Origin of the sequence: Xenorhabdus griffiniae (assembly GCF_001028135.1) — a bacterium.
Lineage (GTDB): Bacteria > Pseudomonadota > Gammaproteobacteria > Enterobacterales > Enterobacteriaceae > Xenorhabdus > Xenorhabdus bakwenae.
On record NZ_LDNM01000003.1, the window covers coordinates 1 to 22,283 of the forward strand.

The 22,283-nt window shown below is 45.7% G+C and carries 15 protein-coding genes and 2 tRNA genes; 3 read left to right on the forward strand and 14 right to left on the reverse strand.

Annotated elements, in window-relative coordinates; all coding sequences use genetic code 11:
• The first annotated feature begins 739 nt into the window (after nucleotides 1-739).
• From AAY47_RS00135 to btsR, 3 genes are all read left to right on the forward strand, one after another.
• Entirely contained in the window at nucleotides 740-3,817 is a 3,078-nt protein-coding gene (locus AAY47_RS00135) for an inverse autotransporter beta domain-containing protein (protein WP_047766232.1), read from the forward strand.
• A gap of 190 nt (nucleotides 3,818-4,007) precedes the next feature.
• Nucleotides 4,008-5,711, forward strand: coding sequence for a sensor histidine kinase (locus tag AAY47_RS00140; RefSeq protein ID WP_047766233.1), 1,704 nt, complete (start codon nucleotides 4,008-4,010; stop codon nucleotides 5,709-5,711).
• A 2-nt stretch (nucleotides 5,712-5,713) separates the two neighbouring features.
• On the forward strand, nucleotides 5,714-6,433 hold the full coding sequence (gene btsR / locus AAY47_RS00145; RefSeq protein ID WP_047766234.1) for a two-component system response regulator BtsR: 720 nt from the start codon (nucleotides 5,714-5,716) through the stop codon (nucleotides 6,431-6,433).
• A gap of 168 nt (nucleotides 6,434-6,601) precedes the next feature.
• On the opposite strand, the gene AAY47_RS00150 is transcribed toward btsR, so the two are convergent.
• The 14 genes from AAY47_RS00150 to folP all read right to left on the reverse strand — a co-directional run bounded on the left by AAY47_RS00150 (nucleotide 6,602) and on the right by folP (nucleotide 22,222).
• Nucleotides 6,602-8,521, reverse strand: a complete 1,920-nt coding sequence (locus tag AAY47_RS00150) for a DEAD/DEAH family ATP-dependent RNA helicase (RefSeq protein WP_047766235.1) — start codon at nucleotides 8,519-8,521, stop codon at nucleotides 6,602-6,604.
• A gap of 170 nt (nucleotides 8,522-8,691) precedes the next feature.
• Nucleotides 8,692-9,576: a lipoprotein NlpI gene (nlpI, locus tag AAY47_RS00155; protein WP_047766236.1), complete on the reverse strand. Its 885-nt coding sequence runs from the start codon at nucleotides 9,574-9,576 to the stop codon at nucleotides 8,692-8,694.
• A 208-nt stretch (nucleotides 9,577-9,784) separates the two neighbouring features.
• Nucleotides 9,785-11,923 carry a polyribonucleotide nucleotidyltransferase gene (gene pnp / locus AAY47_RS00160; protein WP_047766237.1) on the reverse strand — a complete coding sequence of 713 codons (2,139 nt, stop codon included), beginning with the start codon at nucleotides 11,921-11,923 and terminating at the stop codon, nucleotides 9,785-9,787.
• A 263-nt stretch (nucleotides 11,924-12,186) separates the two neighbouring features.
• Complete coding sequence (gene rpsO, locus AAY47_RS00165; protein WP_047766238.1) at nucleotides 12,187-12,456, reverse strand: 30S ribosomal protein S15; 270 nt, start codon at nucleotides 12,454-12,456, stop codon at nucleotides 12,187-12,189.
• Between the two features lie 179 nt (nucleotides 12,457-12,635).
• The gene (gene truB, locus AAY47_RS00170; protein ID WP_047766239.1) at nucleotides 12,636-13,577 is read right to left on the reverse strand and encodes a tRNA pseudouridine(55) synthase TruB; all 942 of its coding nucleotides are present in this window, start codon (nucleotides 13,575-13,577) and stop codon (nucleotides 12,636-12,638) included.
• Nucleotides 13,577-13,987 (reverse strand): 30S ribosome-binding factor RbfA, encoded by a 411-nt coding sequence (gene rbfA / locus AAY47_RS00175; protein ID WP_047766240.1) that lies wholly within the window; start codon nucleotides 13,985-13,987, stop codon nucleotides 13,577-13,579. Before rbfA ends, truB begins: the two co-directional genes overlap by 1 nt.
• 74 nt (nucleotides 13,988-14,061) lie before the next feature.
• Nucleotides 14,062-16,851: a translation initiation factor IF-2 gene (gene infB, locus AAY47_RS00180; RefSeq protein ID WP_047766241.1), complete on the reverse strand. Its 2,790-nt coding sequence runs from the start codon at nucleotides 16,849-16,851 to the stop codon at nucleotides 14,062-14,064.
• Nucleotides 16,852-16,876: 25 nt separating this feature from the next.
• Nucleotides 16,877-18,385 carry a transcription termination factor NusA gene (nusA, locus tag AAY47_RS00185; RefSeq protein ID WP_047766242.1) on the reverse strand — a complete coding sequence of 503 codons (1,509 nt, stop codon included), beginning with the start codon at nucleotides 18,383-18,385 and terminating at the stop codon, nucleotides 16,877-16,879.
• Between the two features lie 21 nt (nucleotides 18,386-18,406).
• Complete coding sequence (rimP, locus tag AAY47_RS00190) at nucleotides 18,407-18,859, reverse strand: ribosome maturation factor RimP (RefSeq protein ID WP_047766243.1); 453 nt, start codon at nucleotides 18,857-18,859, stop codon at nucleotides 18,407-18,409.
• 227 nt (nucleotides 18,860-19,086) lie between these two features.
• Nucleotides 19,087-19,163: transfer RNA gene (locus AAY47_RS00200), tRNA-Met, on the reverse strand.
• A gap of 59 nt (nucleotides 19,164-19,222) precedes the next feature.
• Nucleotides 19,223-19,312, reverse strand: a tRNA-Leu gene (locus tag AAY47_RS00205).
• 85 nt (nucleotides 19,313-19,397) lie between these two features.
• Nucleotides 19,398-19,736: a preprotein translocase subunit SecG gene (gene secG / locus AAY47_RS00210; RefSeq protein WP_047766245.1), complete on the reverse strand. Its 339-nt coding sequence runs from the start codon at nucleotides 19,734-19,736 to the stop codon at nucleotides 19,398-19,400.
• 179 nt (nucleotides 19,737-19,915) lie between these two features.
• Entirely contained in the window at nucleotides 19,916-21,253 is a 1,338-nt protein-coding gene (gene glmM, locus AAY47_RS00215) for a phosphoglucosamine mutase (RefSeq protein ID WP_047766246.1), read from the reverse strand.
• A 114-nt stretch (nucleotides 21,254-21,367) separates the two neighbouring features.
• The gene (folP, locus tag AAY47_RS00220; protein ID WP_047766247.1) at nucleotides 21,368-22,222 is read right to left on the reverse strand and encodes a dihydropteroate synthase; all 855 of its coding nucleotides are present in this window, start codon (nucleotides 22,220-22,222) and stop codon (nucleotides 21,368-21,370) included.
• Between the last annotated feature and the right edge of the window lie 61 nt (nucleotides 22,223-22,283).

Sequence of the window (22,283 nt, forward strand, 5' to 3'; positions counted from 1 at the left end):
TTTAGTTTAGTTTATTTTATATTAATTAAAATAATAAAGAAGATTGATTAATCTCTATCATCCTTTTTCCCCCATGAAAAATATGGATAATGAAAAAAAGATAATAAAAAAATAGCGGAAAACAGAAATTAATTAAGCAATAAAACTACACATTATAATTAAAATTATAAACTCTCATATATTAATATAGAAAAATAAAAAAACGCTATTTTCTCTCATCAGAGGCTATCGACAGATATTCATTTTAATAATAGTCCATCTATTTAATTTTATGACTAAAGAGAAAAACAAACAGCTAACCCGTCAAATTATCTTATGCTTTATTCTTACCTTATTTTTAATCTGAGAATAAACATTAAGATAATATAAAATAAAATGATAACTCTTTACTTTTACTTAATTATTTAAATAAAAAAGGGGGTAAACATCAGAATAATCGGGAATAAAAGTTATATTGATCAAAAAATGATTTTATGCTGGAATAAAAACTCGCATAAAGAAAAAACAACAGATCAATAATCTGATTGTAAACCTTTACGTAGTGTTTATTAACTCTTTTAACGATATTTCAAATCAGGCTATGCCGTGTTGGTACTCCTTTATTGTGTACTCTATGGCGTTTTCCCCTGATTAACATGACTCATGGTAGACAGTAAATAGAAGATAATATCCTGAAATGGATAGGATTATTGCTGGCTACTACATGCATGGTATTTTTTATTGTTACAGGTCTATAGATATGAACAAAAAATCCGAGCAGCCGTGGTTACAAGATCAGCAAAATTTGATGAAACGTGTAACCTGGATAAATATTGTCACTCAACTTGCATTTCCAGTTGCTGTTGCATTCACCCCCGCTATCGTTGTCGCCCAAACCCATCCAACTTTTCAAAATGAAAAATGGCTTTTACCAACAGAGCCTTATGTCCTGAAACCAGGGGAAACTGTCAGTATCGTCGCTAAACGTTATGGTTTAACAATCTCTGATTTGAAAAAAATCAACCCATTGCGCAATTTTGATAAGCCTTTCACCGCACTCGGTGTTAATAGTGAAATTGATGTTCCAAAACCCAGAAAAAATAAATTTCTTCCTTTTAATTACACCTCATTAGAACGGCCTTTATTAACACCATCTTCATCAGAACACTCCTCATTAGAAAACCCCTCACCAGGCAAAGCCCTGATCACAGAAGACCAGACGGCGATTACAGACAAAAATGCCAGCCATCTGGCTGAGATTTCTTCTCGCATTGGCCAGTTACTGGCGAGTGACAACATGAAGAGTAATGCAACAAGTCAATTAAGCAGTCTGGCAATGGGAGAAGCCAGTCAGAAAATTCAAAATTGGTTAGAACGCTACGGCACTGCACGCGTGCAGCTTAGTATGGATAATCATGGCCATTTGAATGACAGCCAATTTGATATGTTATTGCCACTGTATGATACCTCCCATCGGATGGCCTTTACCCAATTCGGCCTGCGCCATATCGATAGTCGTAACACAGCCAATATTGGATTTGGACAACGCCATTTTTTTGATGATTGGATGCTGGGCTACAATACCTTCTTTGATCACGATATCACTGGCGATAATAGCCGACTCGGCCTTGGCGCAGAATATGCCCGCAATTACCTAAAGCTGGCGGCTAACAGCTATATTCGGTTAAGTAACTGGAAAGAATCTCGCCTGTTGACCGATTATGATGAACGTCCGGCCAATGGCTTCGACCTGAAAGTACAAGGTTATTTGCCTGCTTTACCACAACTCGGTGGTAAGTTGATCTATGAACAATACTTCGGGGATGAAGTCGGACTCATTAGTAAAGACCATCGCAAGAAAGATCCGGCTGCCTTCACTTTTGGGGTTAATTATACGCCTGTCCCATTGCTGACTTTCGGTATTGACCGTAAACAAGAGATGTCTGGGGGAGGGGAAACCCAGTTCAATATCGCACTGAGCTATGAAATTGGTACGCCGTGGGCTAAACAGATTGATCCCGATGCGGTGGCGTTTAAGCGTTCTCTGCAAGGCAGCCGCTATGCTTTGGTTGATCGCAACAATCAGATCGTTTTGGAATATCGCAAACGTGAAGTGATCGCTCTGGCAATAGATAACCTGATTATTGGTCATGCGAGGGAGACCAAACCTCTCCATATCACGGTTGACAGCAAATATGGGTTTAAAGATATCGAGTGGAATGCCGCCGACTTTTTTGCCAATGGCGGTAAGATCCAACATCAAAATGGGACACTCTATCTGTTGACCTTACCAAAATATCGAACCCAAGGTAACAATACCTACGCAGTGGGCGCCATTGCTTACGATGAGCACGGTAATACATCCAAACGGGCCGAAATGAAGGTACAAGTGCTTCCTGCTGTCGTGAATGCCAATAAATCCACCTTCTCGGCCAAAGATAAAGAGCTATTGGCTGACGGTCATGCCACTACCCTCCTGACATTAACCCTGAAAGATAAGGATGACAAACCTGTCCGTGGCGTTGCCTCAGAGATCAAATTGGTCTCAAGCGGATTAAGTGGGGATGGCAATGCTCCTAAGATCGACAAAATGAAAGAAGTTCAGCCAGGTGTCTATGAATCCCGGCTGACTGCCGGCGAAAAGATTGGTGCACTGAAAATCACACCAGAAGTGGATGGTATTACGATCAAACCCGCCGAGATCCTGTTCGTACATCCGAGTGCGCCAATCGTCAGAAATTTGATTCTCTTTGGTAAATTAGAGATAGGGGGGACATTAAGCGCAACCTATACCTTTAATCCTAATGATGGTGACAAAACAGATGAATCACGCTACATGTGGGGCAATAAAGGCAATATTGACATTACCAAAGGTCAGATAATCACAAAATCGGGCAAGGTTCCTGACTATATATTGACCCCGGCAGATGCAGGTACGGTGAAAGAAGTTGTCGTACAGGCACAAAATGCGAAAAAACTTACCGGAAATACACAACGTGTTGATACCAGCATGAGTGCCGCACAAGGCAACCAGACTCATGATGGTGGAGAAGGCGGTACTGTCAGAGGGCTGGCCGATAAAATGGTGATTACGGTGAATGCTGATAAGGTTAAGAAACAAGAACCCATCAGGCTGAAAATCCAAACACTAAATCAGGGGAAGCCAGCCCGAAATGTCGCCGTCAGAGTTAACGCCATGAAAGCACTGAATCGCCAGAATATTAGTGAGAAAGTCACGGCCCTACTGAGTGGCAAATCAGGTGTGTACCAAGGTGTCACGGATGATCAAGGTATCTTGTCTCTTACAGTGACCGATCCAAACGGGATTGGTGTGAAGACAATATTGTCTATCTCCGTGGACGGGACTGCTGCCTCACAAACTAAAGAGGTCATTTTTACTGTGGTTACCAGCCCGGACGTTCCCGTAGCGAATTTTTGGGGACATATGCCTGATACCGCCGTGGCCGAAAATGGTCTTGTCTTTAAACGCCCTCTATTGAAAGCGGAACTCGCAGCACAGCATTTAATCACAGGGATCGAATATTCCGAAGGGGGTGAAGTCTGGCCGCGCCGTCGTGCAGAAGGAGCCACTTTGTATTGCAACGAAATGCACAATAAGTTGCCAACAAAAGACGATTTACTAGCCTTGTACCGAGCACATCCAAACAATGCCATGTATGAACAATTCGGTTGGCCCGAACATCGCTCCTATCGTTCAGCCACACCAGGAAAAGATGATGAAGGGAACGATGGACATTATGCCGTAAATATCGACGAAGGATTTGCACATATTATCGATGATAAAGCAGTCTATGATTACGTCATTTGTGTGGAGTAACGCGATTTATCACTCATTTTTATTGCTTGTCCCAAAATCCGCCCCATGTGGGCGGATAATGCTTTCCTATTCCTGTAAATGCATTATCCTGCCAACACCTATTGACGGTGTTAAATCCCACCTTTGATAATAGCGCCTTAAATTTTTTATCGTTATTAATCACACATTATTAATCACAAAACGAAAATATATGTACGAATTTAACCTGGTGTTGTTATTACTTCAGCAGATGTGTGTCTATCTGGTGATCGCTTGGCTCCTGAGTAAAACCCCTCTGTTTATTCCCTTGTTGCAAGTGACGGTCCGTTTACCTCATAAGCTGATGTGTTACGTGATTTTTTCCATCTTTTGCATTATGGGAACCTATTTTGGGCTGCATATTAACGATTCGATCGCCAATACCCGCGCGATTGGTGCAGTATTGGGAGGCTTTCTCGGCGGACCTACTGTAGGGGCGATGGTCGGATTCACTGGAGGCCTGCACCGCTATTCTCTTGGCGGAATGACCGCATTTAGCTGTATGGTATCCACCATTGTAGAAGGCATACTGGGTGGCCTTGTACATATTTATCTGATGAAAAAAGGACAGATCAATAAATTATTGAACCCCTGGACGGCGGCCATCGTTACTTTCCTTGCTGAATGCACTCAAATGGGCATTATCCTACTGCTTGCCACTCCTTTCAGTGAGGCCCTGAGTTTGGTGAAAGATATCGCCGCTCCCATGATCATCGCTAATAGTATCGGGGCGGCCATGTTTATCCGCATCTTATTGGACAGGCGCGCCATTTTCGAAAAATATACCAGCGCTTTTTCTGCCCAAGCGCTAAAAATTGCGGTCTGTACCGAGGGTATCTTGCGTAAGGGATTTAATGAAGATAACAGTATGCGCGTGGCAAAAGTGATCTATCAGGAGTTGGAGATCGGGGCTGTCGCAATTACGGATAGAGAAAAGTTACTCGCGTTTATCGGTATCGGTTCGGATCACCATTTAGCCGGTACTCCCATCGCTTCCAGACAATCTCATCGCGCTATCGAGAATAATGAGGTTGTGTATGCCGATGGCAATGAAACACCTTATTGCTGTTCCCTCAGCCCAACCTGCAAACTTGGCTCCGCACTGGTTATCCCGTTACGGGGAGAGAACCAACAAGTTATTGGTACGATCAAACTCTACGAAGCCAAGAATCGTCTGTTCAGTTCCATCAATCGTACATTAGGCGAGGGAATTGCCAGCCTGCTCTCTGCCCAAATTCTTGCCGGACAGTATGAACGGAATAAGCAATCTTTGCTGCAATCAGAAGTAAAGCTCCTTCACGCACAAGTGAATCCTCACTTTTTATTTAATGCCTTAAATACACTGCAAGCGGTTATCCGTCGGGATAGCCAGCAGGCAGGCCAGCTTGTGCAGTATCTCTCAACATTTTTCCGTAAGAATTTAAAGCGATCTGAAGATATTGCCACGCTGGAAAATGAGATAAAGCATGTAAACGCTTACTTACAAATTGAGAAAGCCCGTTTCCGTGATCACCTCCAGATTGCCATTGAGATACCGGAATCCCTGCGCAATGCACGGTTACCGGCTTTTTCCCTCCAACCGATGGTAGAAAATGCCATTAAACATGGCACATCACAGTTACTGGAGACGGGAAGAGTTACGATTAGAGCCTATCAAGAAGAACAGTTGCTATTGGTAGAGATTGAAGATAATGCCGGGCTGTATTGCCCCAGAAAAGTGGGGGATGATGGTCTTGGGATGAGTCTGGTAGATAAACGGCTACGGCTTCGTTATGGTAAACAGTATGGGGTGAGAGTTGATTGTCAGCCAGAAGAATTTACCCGTGCCATTTTGTGTTTACCATTAGAAAAAAAACAGGCTAAAAAAGCGACGTAAATATGCATATATTGATTGTTGATGATGAGCCATTGGCACGTGAAAATCTACGTTGTCTGCTAGAAGAGGAAACGGATATCCAAATTATTGGTGAATGTGCCAATGCAGTAGAAGCGATTGGTGCTATCCATCGCCTGAAACCCGATGTTGTTTTCCTCGATATTCAAATGCCCCGTATTACCGGGCTGGAAATGGTAGGTATGCTCGATCCAGCGCATCGCCCTTACATTGTTTTTCTGACGGCATTTGATGAATATGCGGTGCAAGCCTTTGAAGAACATGCTTTCGATTATTTATTGAAACCGCTGGAAAAAGAACGCCTGAGTAAGACGCTGCAACGACTGCGTGCTGGCTATCAAAAGCAAAATCCGGCAGATCTTCAACGTGAAGATGAACAGCTGAAATATATTCCCTGTACCGGGCATAGCCGAATCTGGTTGATGCCATTGGATGATGTTCTGTATGTCTCTTCCCGCCTGAGTGGTGTCTATGTCATGAGTGCCAGCGGACAGGAAGGATTTACCGAGTTAACCCTGCGAACGCTGGAAACCCGCACTTCACTCACCCGTTGCCATCGCCAGTATTTAGTCAACATGACCCAGTTACGGGAAATTGTTTTTGGCGAAAATGGGCAGGCAGAGCTGGTACTGAGCAATGACGAGCGTATTCCGGTTAGTCGTCGTTATTTGAAACCGCTTAAAGAAGAATTGGGGTTAAATTGATCGCGGCTTAGGGCATCATTTCATGCGACGTATAGTATTTAATAAACTCAGAAAGATAAATAGCAAAAGCCCTTTCTCCATTAAGAGAAAGGGCTTTATTTACGTCATCATTGCGATATTTTCAACGCAACGATAAATCAAGCACGTCAATCAGAGACGCATGCTTGCTTATACATTACCATTGCTTTGGCGACGGCGTGGTGCACCACCATTGGAATCATCGTTACTGCGACCGCGGAACGAACCACGCTCACCACCACTACCACGACGTTCGTTGTTAAAACGACGACCACCGTTATTAGCGGAACCATCACGATCACGGCGTGGGCCATTGCCAGCATTGCCACCGTTACCATTGCGGCCACCACGACGCTCACGGCGTTCAAAGGGTTGCGCATCTCCCATCAACTGCATATTCAGTGGTTTGTTCAAAATACGAGTACGAGTGAAGTGAGACAGCAACTCTCCTGGCATGCCTTTTGGCAGCTCAATCGTAGAGTGGGTTGCAAACAGTTTGATATTACCGATATAACGGCTGCTGATATCACCTTCGTTTGCAATTGCGCCCACAATATGGCGAACTTCAACACCATCATCACGGCCAACTTCAATGCGATACAGTTCCATATCACCCACGTCTCGACGCTCACGACGAGGACGATCACCTCTGTCACGCTCACCAAATCCGCTACCATTGCTATTGCTATTGCTATTGCGACGACGGTCATCACGCTCGTTGAATTCACGGCGAGGACGACGCACTGGATCAGGTGGCAGAATAAGTGAGCGCTCACCTTGTGCCATTTTCAGCAGGGCTGCTGCCAGTGTTTCCATATCCAGCTCATCGCCAGTACCCAGCTTAGACAACAATGCGCGATACTGTTCCAGATCGCTGCTTTCCAGTTGATTCTGAACATTGGCCGCAAATTTCTCCAGACGACGCTGGCTCAGAAGTTCTGCGTTTGGCAGTTCAACTTCCGGGATGGTCAGTTTCATGGTGCGTTCAACGTTACGCAACAAGCGACGTTCGCGGTTTTCAACAAACAACAGGGCACGCCCCGCACGGCCAGCACGACCAGTACGACCGATACGGTGTACATAAGATTCTGCATCCATTGGGATGTCGTAGTTAACCACCAGGCTAATGCGATCAACATCCAGACCACGAGCAGCTACATCAGTCGCAATCAGAATATCCAAACGGCCATTTTTCAGGCGCTCCAGTGTCTGTTCACGCAGAGCCTGGTTCATGTCACCATTCAGTGCCGCAGAGTTGTAGCCGTTACGCTCCAGCGTTTCTGCAACTTCCAGCGTTGCATTCTTGGTACGCACGAAAATAATCGCAGCATCAAAATCTTCCGCTTCAAGGAAACGCACCAACGCTTCATTTTTGCGCATACCGTAAACAGACCAGTAGCTTTGGCTAATGTCAGGACGGTTTGTGACACTGCTCTGAATACGAACTTCCTGTGGATCATTCATGAAACGACGAGTGATGCGGCGGATCGCTTCTGGCATTGTCGCGGAGAACAGTGCGGTTTGATGTTCAGCAGGGATCTGGCTCATGATGTTTTCAACATCTTCGATAAAGCCCATACGCAACATTTCGTCAGCTTCATCTAAGACCAAACCTTTCAGGTTGGACAGATCCAATGTTCCACGTTTCAGATGGTCAAGCAAACGTCCCGGTGTTCCCACCACAACTTGTGGTCCCTGACGCAAGGCGCGTAACTGAACGTCATAACGCTGCCCACCGTAAAGTGCAACAACATTCACGTTGCGCATATGTTTGGAAAAATCTGAACACGCTTCAGCAACCTGCACCGCCAGTTCACGGGTTGGCGCTAACACAAGAATTTGTGGCGCTTTAAGTTCAGCATCTATGTTATTCAATAAAGGCAAGCTGAAAGCAGCGGTCTTACCACTGCCTGTCTGTGCCATGCCAAGCACATCACGGCCGCTCAACAAGTGAGGGATACATTGTTGTTGAATAGGAGAAGGCTTCTCATAGCCCAGGTCTCCCAACGCAGAAAGGATAGGTGCTGATAAACCTAAATCAGCAAAAGAGATTTCAGTCTCAGTGGTCATGTAATGGTGCCTCATTAATCGTGGCGGCCAGTCTACATAACACAGTGAAAAGAATTTCTGTCATTTTCATTTAAAATGTGAACTGGCTCAAATTATGTTATTAAACGAACAAACAAGCCCCCATCTCCAGAGATGTGGACTTTAAAATCTGTCGTGAAAATGTTCGTCAGCTATTGTTGGTTCGATTCCGATAAATCATCTTGTTTTTGGCCCAATAGCGCCAATTCCAACAATGCGTAGCGGTGCTCAACAAAGTTATGCACATTGTTAGCCACCGTCAGCTTGAATAACGCAGTTGCGTTATCCTCATCCCCCAGACTTAGGTAATGTTTACCTAAATAGAAGTCAGTTTCACTGAGATGCTCAGCGAGCGAAGTGTTATCTGTTGAACCCTGTTTTAAGCGTTCCATCAATGTTTTTTCACCGATTTTGCCTAAATAGAATTCAACAATATTCCAGCCCCATCTCCCCCGCTTCGCTTTGTCAAAATGGTACGACAAATTCGTCATTGCAACCTTAGGATCAATTTTATCTTCCACAAGGTACAACCACAACGAACGGAAGGGGTCATTTGGATCGTCTTGATAAAACGCCTGCAGATCATCCTGCGCCAATCGATAGCGGCCACCGTAATACAGTGAAATGCCGCGATTCATTCGCGCGTAGTTGTAAGTTGGATCAAGCTCTAAAACAGAATCAAACGCTTCATAGGCAGAATCAAAATTGCCTGCCTGCGTAAAATAAATTCCCAGATAATTAAAAATCTCAGGAATATCAGGGCGGATAGACAAAGCCACTGAAAAATCATTCTGCGCCAGTGCCCTCAACCCGAGGCTATCATACAGCACACCGCGTTCATATAAAAGCTGTGCGTATTCATCCTCTGTCAGTGACCGACTCGCCAGTATTTGCTCCATGCGAGCCAGAATAACCTCCTGTTGCAATGTCGGTTGTAATGGAATAGCAATAACTTCATTTTTACGCCACCCAGTGCCGCTACATCCCACAAGGAGAAAAATAGCCGCAACATAACACCAGCGCAGAAAAGAATTCATTTCCCACTCCCGAAGCCAGACATCAATCAGAATGCCCTATTACTCCACCCACATTGTATATTTCAGGCTTCCTGCCCAAAATTGACTTCTTCTCATCACCTTTCAAACTATTGCCAGGCTACTGTGAACAATATACTACGAACAATAACTCGAAATTTATTGAGATAAACGGCGCCCTTTTTACAGGACGCCGCTCTTTACGTCAAATTTATTCTACTGATGATTCCGGTGATTGCAGTTCCGCATCAGTTGTAATCACAGCTTCTTTCATGCTCAGGCGGATACGTCCCTGACGGTCAATTTCCAGCACTTTCACCGGCACTTCTTGCCCAAGTTGCAGATAATCAGTGACTTTCTCTACACGTTTTTCGGCAATCTGAGAAATGTGTACCAGCCCTTCTTTACCACCGCCGATAGCAACAAATGCACCAAAATCAACAATGCGGGTCACTTTACCAGCATAAATACGACCGACTTCAACTTCCGCAGTGATTTCTTCGATACGTCTGATAGCATGACGTGCTTTGTCACCGTCAATCGCCGCAATCTTCACTGTGCCATCGTCTTCAATCTCAATGGTAGTCCCTGTTTCTTCCGTCAATGCGCGGATCACGGAACCCCCTTTACCAATCACATCTTTGATCTTGTCTGGATTGATCTTGATAGTGTGGATACGTGGTGCAAATTCAGAAATATCATTGCGTGGGCTGTGAATTGCCTGTTCCATCACACTCAGAATGTGCAAACGGGCACCTTTAGCCTGATTCAGAGCAATCTGCATGATTTCACGGGTAATGCCTTCGATTTTGATGTCCATTTGCAAGGCGCTGATACCATCTCGGCTACCCGCAACTTTAAAGTCCATGTCGCCCAGATGATCTTCATCACCCAAAATGTCAGACAGAACAACAAAGTTTTCCCCTTCTTTCACCAGACCCATTGCGATACCCGCAACGGCGGCCTTAACGGGTACACCCGCATCCATCAATGCCAGTGATGCACCACAGACAGAAGCCATAGAGGAAGAACCGTTGGATTCAGTGATTTCAGATACCACGCGAACGGTATATGGGAATTCGTTGATGCCTGGCATCACAGCCAATACACCACGTTTCGCCAGACGACCATGACCAATTTCACGGCGTTTTGGTGAACCGACCATGCCAGTTTCACCAACAGAATACGGAGGGAAGTTATAGTGGAACAGGAAGCGATCTGTACGCTCACCCATCAGCTCATCGATCACTTGGGCATCGCGCTCTGTGCCCAGTGTTGCAGTCACCAGTGCCTGCGTTTCACCACGAGTAAACAGGGATGAACCATGAGTACGTGGCAGCACACCTGTGCGAACGTCCAGAGCACGAACCATGTCTTTTTCACGGCCATCAATACGCGGTTCACCACGCAGAACACGGCTACGAACAACATTTTTCTCCAGAGCAGCGAGAACGTCAAAAACTTCGGTTTCATCCAGCTCAACGCCTTTTTCTGCAAATTCAGCCAGGATAACCGCAGTGACTTCTTCTTTGATGCTATTAACCTGAGCATAACGCTCCTGCTTCTCAGTAATGCGATAAGCATCACCCAGACGGGTTTCAGCCAATTCTGCAACCCGATCGTGCAGAGGCTGATTAATCAGCTCTGGTGCCCAATTCCATTTCTCTTTGCCTGCTTCAGCAACCAGTGCATTGATATTATCAATCACAATCTGTTGTTGCTCGTGACCAAACACAACAGCACCCAACATTTGCTCTTCAGTCAGCAGCTCGGCTTCGGACTCAACCATCAGCACCGCGTTATTTGTACCTGCAACGACCAGATCCAGACGGCTGTGTTTCAGCTCATCACTGGTTGGGTTCAGTACGTATTGATCGTTAATGTAACCCACACGCGCAGCACCAATTGGGCCATTGAATGGGATGCCAGACAAAGCCAGTGCAGCAGAAGAGCCGATCATGGCAACGATATCAGGGTTTATTTGTGGGTTAACAGAAACGACTGTTGCGATGATTTGAACTTCATTCAGGAAACCTTCTGGAAACAGAGGGCGTAGAGGGCGGTCGATAAGACGGGCAACTAATGTTTCACCTTCACCCGGACGGCCTTCGCGGCGAAAGAAACTTCCCGGAATACGGCCAGCAGCGTAAGTGCGCTCCTGATAGTTAACGGTCAGAGGGAAGAAATCCTGACCTGTTTTGACTTTCTTTTGACCAACAACGGTGACAAATACCGCTGTGTCATCCATATTGACCATAACGGCTGCTGTCGCCTGACGAGCCATCATGCCAGTTTCGATGGCCACTGTGTGCTGACCATACTGGAATTTACGAACAATCGGATTAAGCAAAATAATTTTCCTTTGTTAGTGTCACCGCTTAAAAGATCGGCAACAATAGATTTTCTCTTCTTGCTACACCCTCACGACTAATGACAGTGCTCACTGCTTTGAGGACTCTCATTAGCCGCGCGAGTCACTGTAGCGAAAGAGGTTTAATTTTTAGAAACGGTGCAAAAAACAGGAGATTAAATTTTCCGATTCTGTTTTCTGGCAATTCCGTTTCCTAGAAGAAAAGGGGCCAAATTAGGCCCCTTTCCACTGAAACTCATCAATTAGCGACGCAGTCCCAGACGCTCAATCAGAGCACTATAGCGTGCCAAATCTTTACCCTTCAGGTAGTCCAGTTGCTTACGACGCTGTGCAACCTTTCTCAGCAGACCACGACGGCTGTGGTGATCTTTTTTGTGCTCTGAAAAGTGACCTTGCAGGTGGTTGATGTCAGCAGTCAGCAATGCGATCTGAACTTCGCTGGAACCACTGTCGTTAGCGCCGCGACCAAATTCAGCAATAATCTGCGCTTTTGCAGCAGTACTTAGAGACATAGTATAACTCCAAATATGTAATTTAAAATAACGAGTGCCGATCTCTAATTCAGCCACTCATGTACAGACGCGGTATTCTACGCTGCAAATAGGTGAAGCGCAAGACAGCACAATCACCGTCATTCTGTGCCCCAACTCAATTTATCTGCTGAAAATTCCTTGTCTGTCTGTTGCTATCATTATTCCGTTTCAACAACCAGACGGCGTGGAGCCACTAATCCACCATCATCAATCATTGCAATGCCGATGAATTTATTTTCATCTCCTTCGGTCACCCTCACCCATTCACCTGCAGCCAACTTATGGTTGCTGCGAACTGGCTGGCCTTGTTTGAAGTACGACGCAACGACAGAGGTTACGTGAATGACAGGAAAATGAATCACAGCGGTATCCAGGGGTAGCAACAAGGGATCAAGCGATTCCCACGCCTCTATTTCTTGAGCTTCAGCCTGTTGTTTTAACGCATATAACTGTTCCAACGTGACCATTCTTTGATTGGGATAGTCGGCAACCTGTAAACGACGCAGATAAATGACATGTGCGCCACAGCCCAAAAGTTCCCCTAAATCATCAATGATGGTACGAATGTAAGTTCCCTTGGAACAGTGTATCTCCAATTCCAGCTCATTCCCTTCCCAGCGAATGAATTGCAATTCATAAACAGTAATAGGACGCGCTTCCCGCTCCACTTCAATCCCCTGACGGGCATATTCGTATAGCGGTTTTCCCTGATGTTTCAATGCAGAGTACATGGAAGGAACCTGCATGGTATCACCACGGAATTGATCCAATGCAGCATTGAGCTGAGATGCGGTGATTTTTACGTCGCGTTCACTGATGATTGTGCCATGTGAATCCGACGTATCCGTACGCTGCCCCAAACGGGCAATCACACGATAGCGTTTGTCAGAATCCAGCAAGAATTGGGAAAACTTGGTCGCTTCACCCAGACAAATCGGCAACATGCCTGTCGCCAATGGATCCAGTGCACCAGTATGACCCGCCTTGCTGGCATTAAAAATCCGTCTGACTTTCTGTAACGCATCATTGGAGGAAATATCCTGCGGCTTATCCAGCAACAGTACACCGTGTATAGCACGGCCTTTACGACGGCGCCCCATCATTTTTCCTCATTGTGATCCGCAGATGTGCGACGCTTTTCATCATTTTTAACGACGTTGCTAACCAAATTCGACATACGCATCCCTTCCACCAAAGAACTGTCATAAGAGAATGTCAGTTCAGGAATGATACGCAGACGCATCGCTTTACCCAGCAGGGAACGAATAAAACCGGAGGCTTCGTTCAATGCTTTGATACCTGCTTTAACCATATCTGAATCATGCCCATCCACCAGCACATTCAAAAAGGTGACAAATACTTTGGCATAAGCCAGATCGCGGGAAACCTCAACACCAGAGACTGTCGCCATTCCGATACGGGGATCTTTGATTTCACGCTGTAAAATGATGGCAATTTCTTTTTGCATTTCCTGTGCAACGCGCTGAGTACGACTAAATTCTCTTGCCATTGTTATATCTCCTGACATTTTGGGGGGCATAAAGCCCCCCAAGAATGGAATGAATGTATTAATAAATAATGGTATTAATCGATGGAGCGTTTAATTTCAATCACTTCAAAGACTTCAATCATATCGCCAACGCGAACATCATTGTAGTTCTTCACACCGATACCACATTCCATACCATTACGGACTTCGTTAACGTCATCCTTAAAGCGACGCAAGGATTCCAATTCACCTTCGTAAATGACAATGTTATCGCGCAATACGCGGATCGGGTTATTACGCTTGATGGAACCTTCTGTCACCATACAACCCGCAACGGCACCAAATTTCGGTGATTTAAACACATCACGAACTTCGGCAAGACCCATGATCTGCTGTTTGTATTCTGGTGCCAGCATACCGCTCATAGCCTGTTTGATCTCATCAATCAGGTTATAGATAACGGAGTAGTAACGCAGATCCAAACTTTCGTTTTCAATGACACGACGTGCAGAAGCATCAGCACGAACGTTGAAGCCCAGAATAATTGCTTCAGATGCCGCTGCCAGTGTTGCATCGGTTTCAGTGATACCACCCACACCGGAACCGATGATTTTCACTTTAACTTCATCAGTAGACAATTTCAGCAGTGAATCACTAATGGCTTCACAAGTCCCTTGAACATCCGTTTTCAGAACGATGTTCAGTTCAGATACCTTGCCTTCTTCTAAGTTAGCGAAGATGTTTTCCAACTTAGCTTTATGCTGACGAGCCAATTTCACTTCGCGGAATTTACCCTGACGATACAAGGCCACTTCACGCGCTTTTTTCTCATCACGAACAACCGTTGCTTCATCACCCGCAGATGGCACATTGGACAGACCCAAAATTTCCACTGGGATAGAGGGACCAGCCGAAGTCACTTCGCGGCCAAGTTCGTTACGCATTGCACGGATGCGGCCATACTCGAAGCCACACAGAACGATATCGCCTTTGTTCAGCGTACCAGACTGAACCAGAATGGTTGCAACTGGGCCACGGCCTTTATCCAGGAAGGATTCAATGACCACACCGTTCGCCATACCCGTGCGTACTGCTTTCAGTTCAAGAACTTCAGATTGAAGCAAAATGGCTTCCAGCAATTCATCAATACCAATACCAGCTTTGGCAGACACATTGATGAACTGGTTTTCACCGCCCCACTCTTCTGAAATGATACCGTATTGCGACAATTCATTCTTCACGCGATCCGGATCAGCTTCTGGCTTATCGATCTTGTTCACCGCAACAACAACGGGTACGTTGGCTGCTTTAGCATGCTGGATAGCTTCTATGGTCTGTGGCATCACACCATCATCCGCTGCTACAACCAGAACAACGATATCTGTTGCTTTCGCACCACGTGCACGCATGGAGGTAAACGCTGCATGGCCTGGGGTATCCAGAAAGGTGATCATGCCTTTTTCAGTTTTCACATGATAGGCACCAATGTGCTGGGTAATACCACCCGCCTCTCCAGAAGCCACTTTAGTGGAACGGATATAGTCCAGCAGAGAGGTTTTACCGTGGTCAACGTGCCCCATGATGGTCACAACTGGCGCACGAGATTCTGCCTGTGTTTCACCCGTATCACGATCGCTCATCAGCGCTTCTTCCAGTTCGTTTTCACGACGCAGGATAACTTTGTGCCCCATTTCTTCGGCAACCATTTGCGCGGTTTCTTGATCGATCACTTGGTTGATGGTGACCATTGCTCCCATGTTCATCATAGTCTTAATGACCTGGGCACCTTTGACGGCCATTTTGTTAGCCAATTCAGCAACAGTAATTGTCTCACCAATCACAACGTCACGGTTAACCGCAGCTACCGGTTTCGTGAAACTCTGTTGTAAAGTACTCGGCTTACGTTGTTTACCTTTGGTACGACCTACAGCCCGCGCTTCTTCGCGATCAGCTTTCGATTCAGAATGTTTATTATTCTTCTTCTGGCGGGATTTACCACCACGGGAGCGGGAACGACGTTCGCCCTCTACTTTGGCGTCATTTTCATCTTCCGCATCACGAGCATAGCGGGAAGTGGTTATATGGTAGTCACTATTGGTCTCACTACTGGTGTCACTACTATTGTTCTCAGAGTCATAAGACCATTTGTCTTTGTTCTCTTCTGCCATTCGACGCGCTTCTTCTGCAACACGTTTAGCCTCCTCTTCCACCTTACGGCGCACTTCTTCTTCAGCTTGACGTTTTAAATTTGCAGCTTCAGCTTCACGACGCGCTTTTTCACTTTGCGCAGCAGAGTGATTCTGAACTGATTTTTGCTTGATTTCGGTATGTTGCTTAGTCACTTTTTCTTTTTCCGCCGCCTCACGCTGAGACAGTTTAGCCTCTTCACGTTTGGCTTTTTCTTCTGCTTCACGTCGAGCGCTCTCTACAGCTTCACGTTTAGCCTTTTCTTCAGCTTCACGTTTAGCTTGCTCTTCCGCGAATTTTTTCGCTTCAGCCTCAAGCCGCGCCTTCTCTTCTACCTCGCGCCGAGCCTGCTCTTCCGCTTCACGCTTTTCCTGCTCTTCCGCGTTAACCTGTTCAGTGGTATCGCGGTTTACATATGTGCGTTTTTTGCGGACTTCAATCGCTACCGATTTACTTTTGCCACCGGTGCCAGGAACGTTTAGTGTACTGCGCGTTTTGCGCTGTAATGTCATTTTACCTGGCTGACCGCCAGAACCGCCTTGTTCGCGATTCAGATGGGCCAGCAAAGCTTCTTTTTCTTTCTGGGAAACAGAGTCAGTTGCGGTTTTCTGAATGCCAGCATCAGCAAATTGCTGGATGAGACGTTCCACCGATGTCTGGATCTCTTCTGCCAGTATTTTTACGGTTACCTCTGTCATTCTGTTCCTTCCTGCTACAGTTTATTTATGCATCATCGCCAAACCAACAGATATTTCGGGCTGCCATAATGAGTTCTCCTGCTTTCTCATCATTCAGTCCTTCGATATCAGATAAGTCGTCGATACCCTGCTCGGCAAGATCTTCCAGAGTGCAGATGCCACGGGCAGCCAGGTTAAACGCCAAAGTACGCTCCATGCCAGACAAATTCAATAAATCTTCGGCAGGTTGCTGATCACTAAGACTCTCTTTCTGAGCCAGTTCCAGCGTCGTCAAGGCCGCTTTAGCGCGTTCACGAAGAACTTCAACGGTTTCTTCATCAAGGCCCTCTACTGCCAGAAGTTCTTTGATTGGCACATAAGCCAGTTCTTCCAGTGTAGAGAAACCTTCCTCGACCAATACAGTGGCGAAATCTTCATCAATGTCGAGATGCTTGGTAAATGTATCAATAGAAGCGTGTGCTTCTGCCTGATGTTTTGCTTGTAGCTCTTCCGCAGTCATGACATTGAGTTCCCATTTGTCATCACCACGATGTTTTTTCAACAGTTGTGCCGCCAGACGAACGTTCTGACCATTACGTCCAATCGCCTGAGCAAGATTACTATTTTCTACGGCAACATCCATAGTGCAGTTGTCTTCGTCAACCACAATAGATGCAACATCCGCCGGAGCCATTGCATTAATGACAAACTGCGCAGAGTTATCGTCCCACAGCACGATGTCAATTCTTTCACCGCCCAGTTCACTGGAAACGGCTTGTACCCTTGCACCACGCATACCGACACAAGCGCCAACAGGATCAATACGCTTGTCGTTGGTTTTCACTGCGATCTTTGCACGAGAACCCGGATCACGAGCAGCCGCTTTGATCTCAATGATCTCTTCACCAATCTCAGGCACTTCGATGCGGAACAATTCAACCAACATCTCAGGACGAGAACGAGTGATGAAAAGCTGTGCTCCACGCGCTTCAGGACGAACATCATACAGAACACCGCGCACGCGGTCACCTGGACGGAAGTTTTCCCGTGGCAACATGTCTTCACGTAAAATGACCGCTTCAGCATTATTACCTAAATCCAACGTAATATTTTCGCGGTTCATTTTTTTGACCTGACCGGTCACAATTTCGCCCTGCTGTTCACGGAATTGATCAACAACCATCGCACGTTCAGCTTCACGTACTTTCTGTACGATAACCTGTTTTGCCGTCTGAGTCGTAATGCGGTCAAAGGTCACTGATTCAATTTGATCTTCAATATAACCACCCAGTTCAATCTCTGGGTTGTCAAATTTTGCCGCTTCCAGCGTGATTTCTCGCGTTGGCTGAGTCACTTCGTCAACAGCTAACCAGCGACGGAAGGTATCAAAATCACCTGATTTACGATCGATACAAACGCGGACGTCGATTTCCTGCTCATACTTTTTCTTGGTGGCTGTCGCCAGTGCAATCTCTAATGCTTCGAAGATTTTTTCGCGAGGGAGTGATTTTTCATTAGAAACCGCTTCCACAACAGCCAGAATTTCTTTATTCATCCTAGTTGCCTCATCCGAACTTTAAAAGTGGGGTACCAGGTTCGCTTTCTGGATGTTGCTCAGTGCGAACACTTCGTCTTTTCCATCCACCGTAACCGTAATCATTTCACCATCAACTGCCTTGATGATACCTTGCCATTTTCGCCGGTTCTGCATTGCCATGCGTAAAACCAAACTGACTTTTTCACCAATAAAACGCTGGTAATGTTCAGCCTTAAACAGTGGACGCTCAAGCCCTGGTGAAGATATTTCCAAGTTATAAAGCCCTGGAATCGGATCTTCAACATCAAGCACTGCACTGACCTGGTGGCTAACATCAGCACAATTATCAACAGTGATACCCTCCTCACTATCAATATAGACTCGCAACGTCGATACACGAGCGCGAATATACTCCAGGCCAACTAATTCAAAACCCAAAGCTTCAACGGGTGCTGAAATTATCTCTGTTAATTTTTGCTCTAATGTGGACAAGCCCACCCCCAAGACATAAAAAAAGGGCTATATTAGCCCAGTAATTCTGCTGTCAAATAACAAAAAACCCCGACACTCGGGGCTTTATGCAACTGGACCCTATTTACTGCCAGCGGTCTCAACCTACTTCTTTTTTTATACTTTTCAAAGCAACCTGTCAAATCAGGGATCGATATCTCAATGGCTGCTGAATTATTACTGTTGAAAAGATACAGGCTGTTAAGAAGTGGTTGCGGGAGCCGGATTTGAACCGACGACCTTCGGGTTATGAGCCCGACGAGCTACCATGCTGCTCCATCCCGCGTTCGAAAACGTGGCAAATCTTACGCTGATAATACTAAAAACGCAAGTTTCTAGATTAATTGGTGCCGAGGACGGGACTTGAACCCGTACGCCCGTTGTTTAGGCACTACCACCTCAAGGTAGCGTGTATACCAATTTCACCACCTCGGCACTGATTTTATAGGATTGTTATTCTAATGGTTATCTAAACTCATCGTCAAAATCAACAACCCTATTTCAATTCTGTTACTGAATGTTACTGTGGGATATCACTATTTGGTTTTGCTGGTGTTGCCGGAATTTCTGCCTGTTTTTCAACTTTTACAGGTTCGACAAGGTTATCCCATTTACTGTTAGAACCCGTCTTGTTGCTGGTCATGTTACCAAGAATCAGACTGATAACAATGAACAACGTGGCAAAAATAGCCGTCATGCGGGTCATAAAATTACTGGAACCCGATGAACCAAACAGCGTGTTAGATGCACCCGCGCCGAAAGAAGCACCCATATCAGCACCTTTACCCTGCTGTAGCAGAACCAGAGCTATTAGCCCGATACCAACCAGCAAGAATATACCTAAAAGAGCTTCATACATATGTTGTACCCGTTTCCTCGTGGCGTTTACCACAATTTTATAGCGACTTTATGTTGCATCACCCGCTCACAAAATTAGAAAAATTAACTTATTGAGCGGGTGTGAATACTAACCAAAGCGTCTTAGACACGCAAGACTAATTTTAAATACTGGCGTCGTTCGGGCAAAAAATCAACAAATCAACCTATTTTTTTCACCGCATCAGCAATACGATGCGCTAATACCGTGACTTGCTCTTCATCTTCGCCTTCCACCATGACCCGAATCAAGGGTTCTGTCCCTGATTTACGCAGCAGAACACGACCACGGCCATTTAATTCAGTCTCAACTGATTTTACGGTTTCAAGCACTGATTCTGATTGCAGAGGATCGGCATTACCTGCAAAGCGAACGTTAACCAAAATTTGTGGCAGAAGTTTCATGCCACTGCACAGATCATGCAGGCTCATATTATTGCGTACTATTGCACTCAGAACTTGCAATCCAGCAACAATGCCATCTCCTGTTGTGGTTTTGTCCAGCAAAATCACATGGCCCGAATTTTCAGCCCCCAAACGCCAGCCTTTTTCCTGCAATTTCTCCAGCACGTAGCGGTCGCCAACTTTCGCACGTTCAAATGGAATACCAAGCTGTTTCAGTGCCAACTCCAGCCCCATATTGCTCATCAACGTACCCACTGCACCACCACGTAGCTGACCTTGTCTCAACGCTTCACGTGCAATGATATAAAGGATCTGATCGCCATCAACTTTTTGCCCCAGATGATCAACCATGATGATACGGTCACCATCACCATCAAATGCCAGACCAACGTGAGCCTGCTCTTCCAGTACACACTGTTGCAATAGACGAACATCCGTTGCACCACATTCTTCATTGATATTGATGCCATTAGGCTCACAACCAAGGGTAATTACTTCCGCTCCCAGCTCTCTGAAAACATTCGGGGCGATATGGTAAGTCGCACCATTGGCGCAATCCAAAACAATTTTCAACCCATTTAAACTTTGTTCACTGGGGAATGTCCCTTTACAAAATTCAATGTAACGACCCGCTGCATCAACTATCCGATTTGCCCGTCCTAACTCAGCAGATTCCACACAAGTCAGAGGTTTTTCCATTTCCGCTTCAATCGCTTCTTCAACATCATCCGGTAATTTAGTCCCATCAATGGAGAAGAATTTAATGCCGTTATCATAGTAAGGGTTGTGGGAAGCGGAAATGACAATGCCGGCTTCTGCACGAAAAGTCCGTGTCAGATACGCCACTGCCGGTGTTGGCATTGGGCCGGTAAAGGATGCCGATAATCCCGCTGCGGCTAACCCTGCCTCCAGAGCAGATTCCAACATATAACCTGAGATTCGGGTATCTTTACCAATAATGATTTTGCGAGAACCATGACGCGCCAGCACTTTTCCCGCAGCCCAACCAAGTTTCAATACAAAGTCAGGGGTAATTGGGGTATTTCCCACTTTGCCACGGATACCGTCAGTGCCAAAATATTTACGGTTACTCATAAAGTTCTTTCCTTTGCTGAACGAATCTTTTGCTCTCAGCGTTTTTTGCTGACACCATGTTCTTTACAAACGATGTATTCTACAAACTCTGTATTCTATGAACATGTATTCTTTTCAGATACCGTATGTCGTACAGGTATTATTGGCAGACAGTGTTGCGTGAACAACTTGCATTGCCTGAACGGTTTCTTTTACATCGTGCACACGGATAATCTGAGCACCTTTCATAGCTGCAATCACAGCACAAGCAACGCTTCCGGCCACACGCTCCGGCGGTGGTACATCAAATAATTGGCCAATCATGGACTTGCGTGACATTCCCGCCAGAATAGGTAATCCCAAATGATGGAATTCTTGCAAGTGAGCCAATAACTGATAATTATGCGATAAGTTCTTACCAAAACCGAAGCCAGGATCAAGAATCAGGTTGTTTTTTGCGATACCCGCCGCAACACAGCGCTCAATTTGCTGTATCAGGAAATTTTTTACTTCCGATACAACATTTTCATAGTGAGGCTCTGTTTGCATTGTCCGAGGTTGCCCCTGCATATGCATCAGGCAGATCGGCAAACCACTTAGTGCTGCCGCATCAAGTGCTCCAGGCTCCTGCAACGCACGGACGTCATTAATAATATACGCCCCCGCCCTGGCTGATTCCTGCATAACAACAGCTTTTGAGGTATCAACAGAGATCCAGGTATCAAAGCGCTGTGCCAGCGCCTCAATCATTGGAATAACACGATCCAATTCTTCCTGCTCACTTACCTCATTCGCTCCGGGACGAGTCGATTCACCACCCACATCAATAATGGTTGCCCCTTCTTTGATCATCCCGACGGCATGCTCTAATGCTGTGTTAAAAGTATTATGGGTTCCACCGTCAGAGAAGGAATCAGGGGTAACGTTTAAAATTCCCATCACTTGTGGGCAGGAAAGATCGAGGACGCTGCCTCTGGCAGTCAGTTTCATCGCTAGGTGCCTTAATGTCAAAACCCCAGGACAAGCCTGGGGTTTAATGTAAGATTGTGAG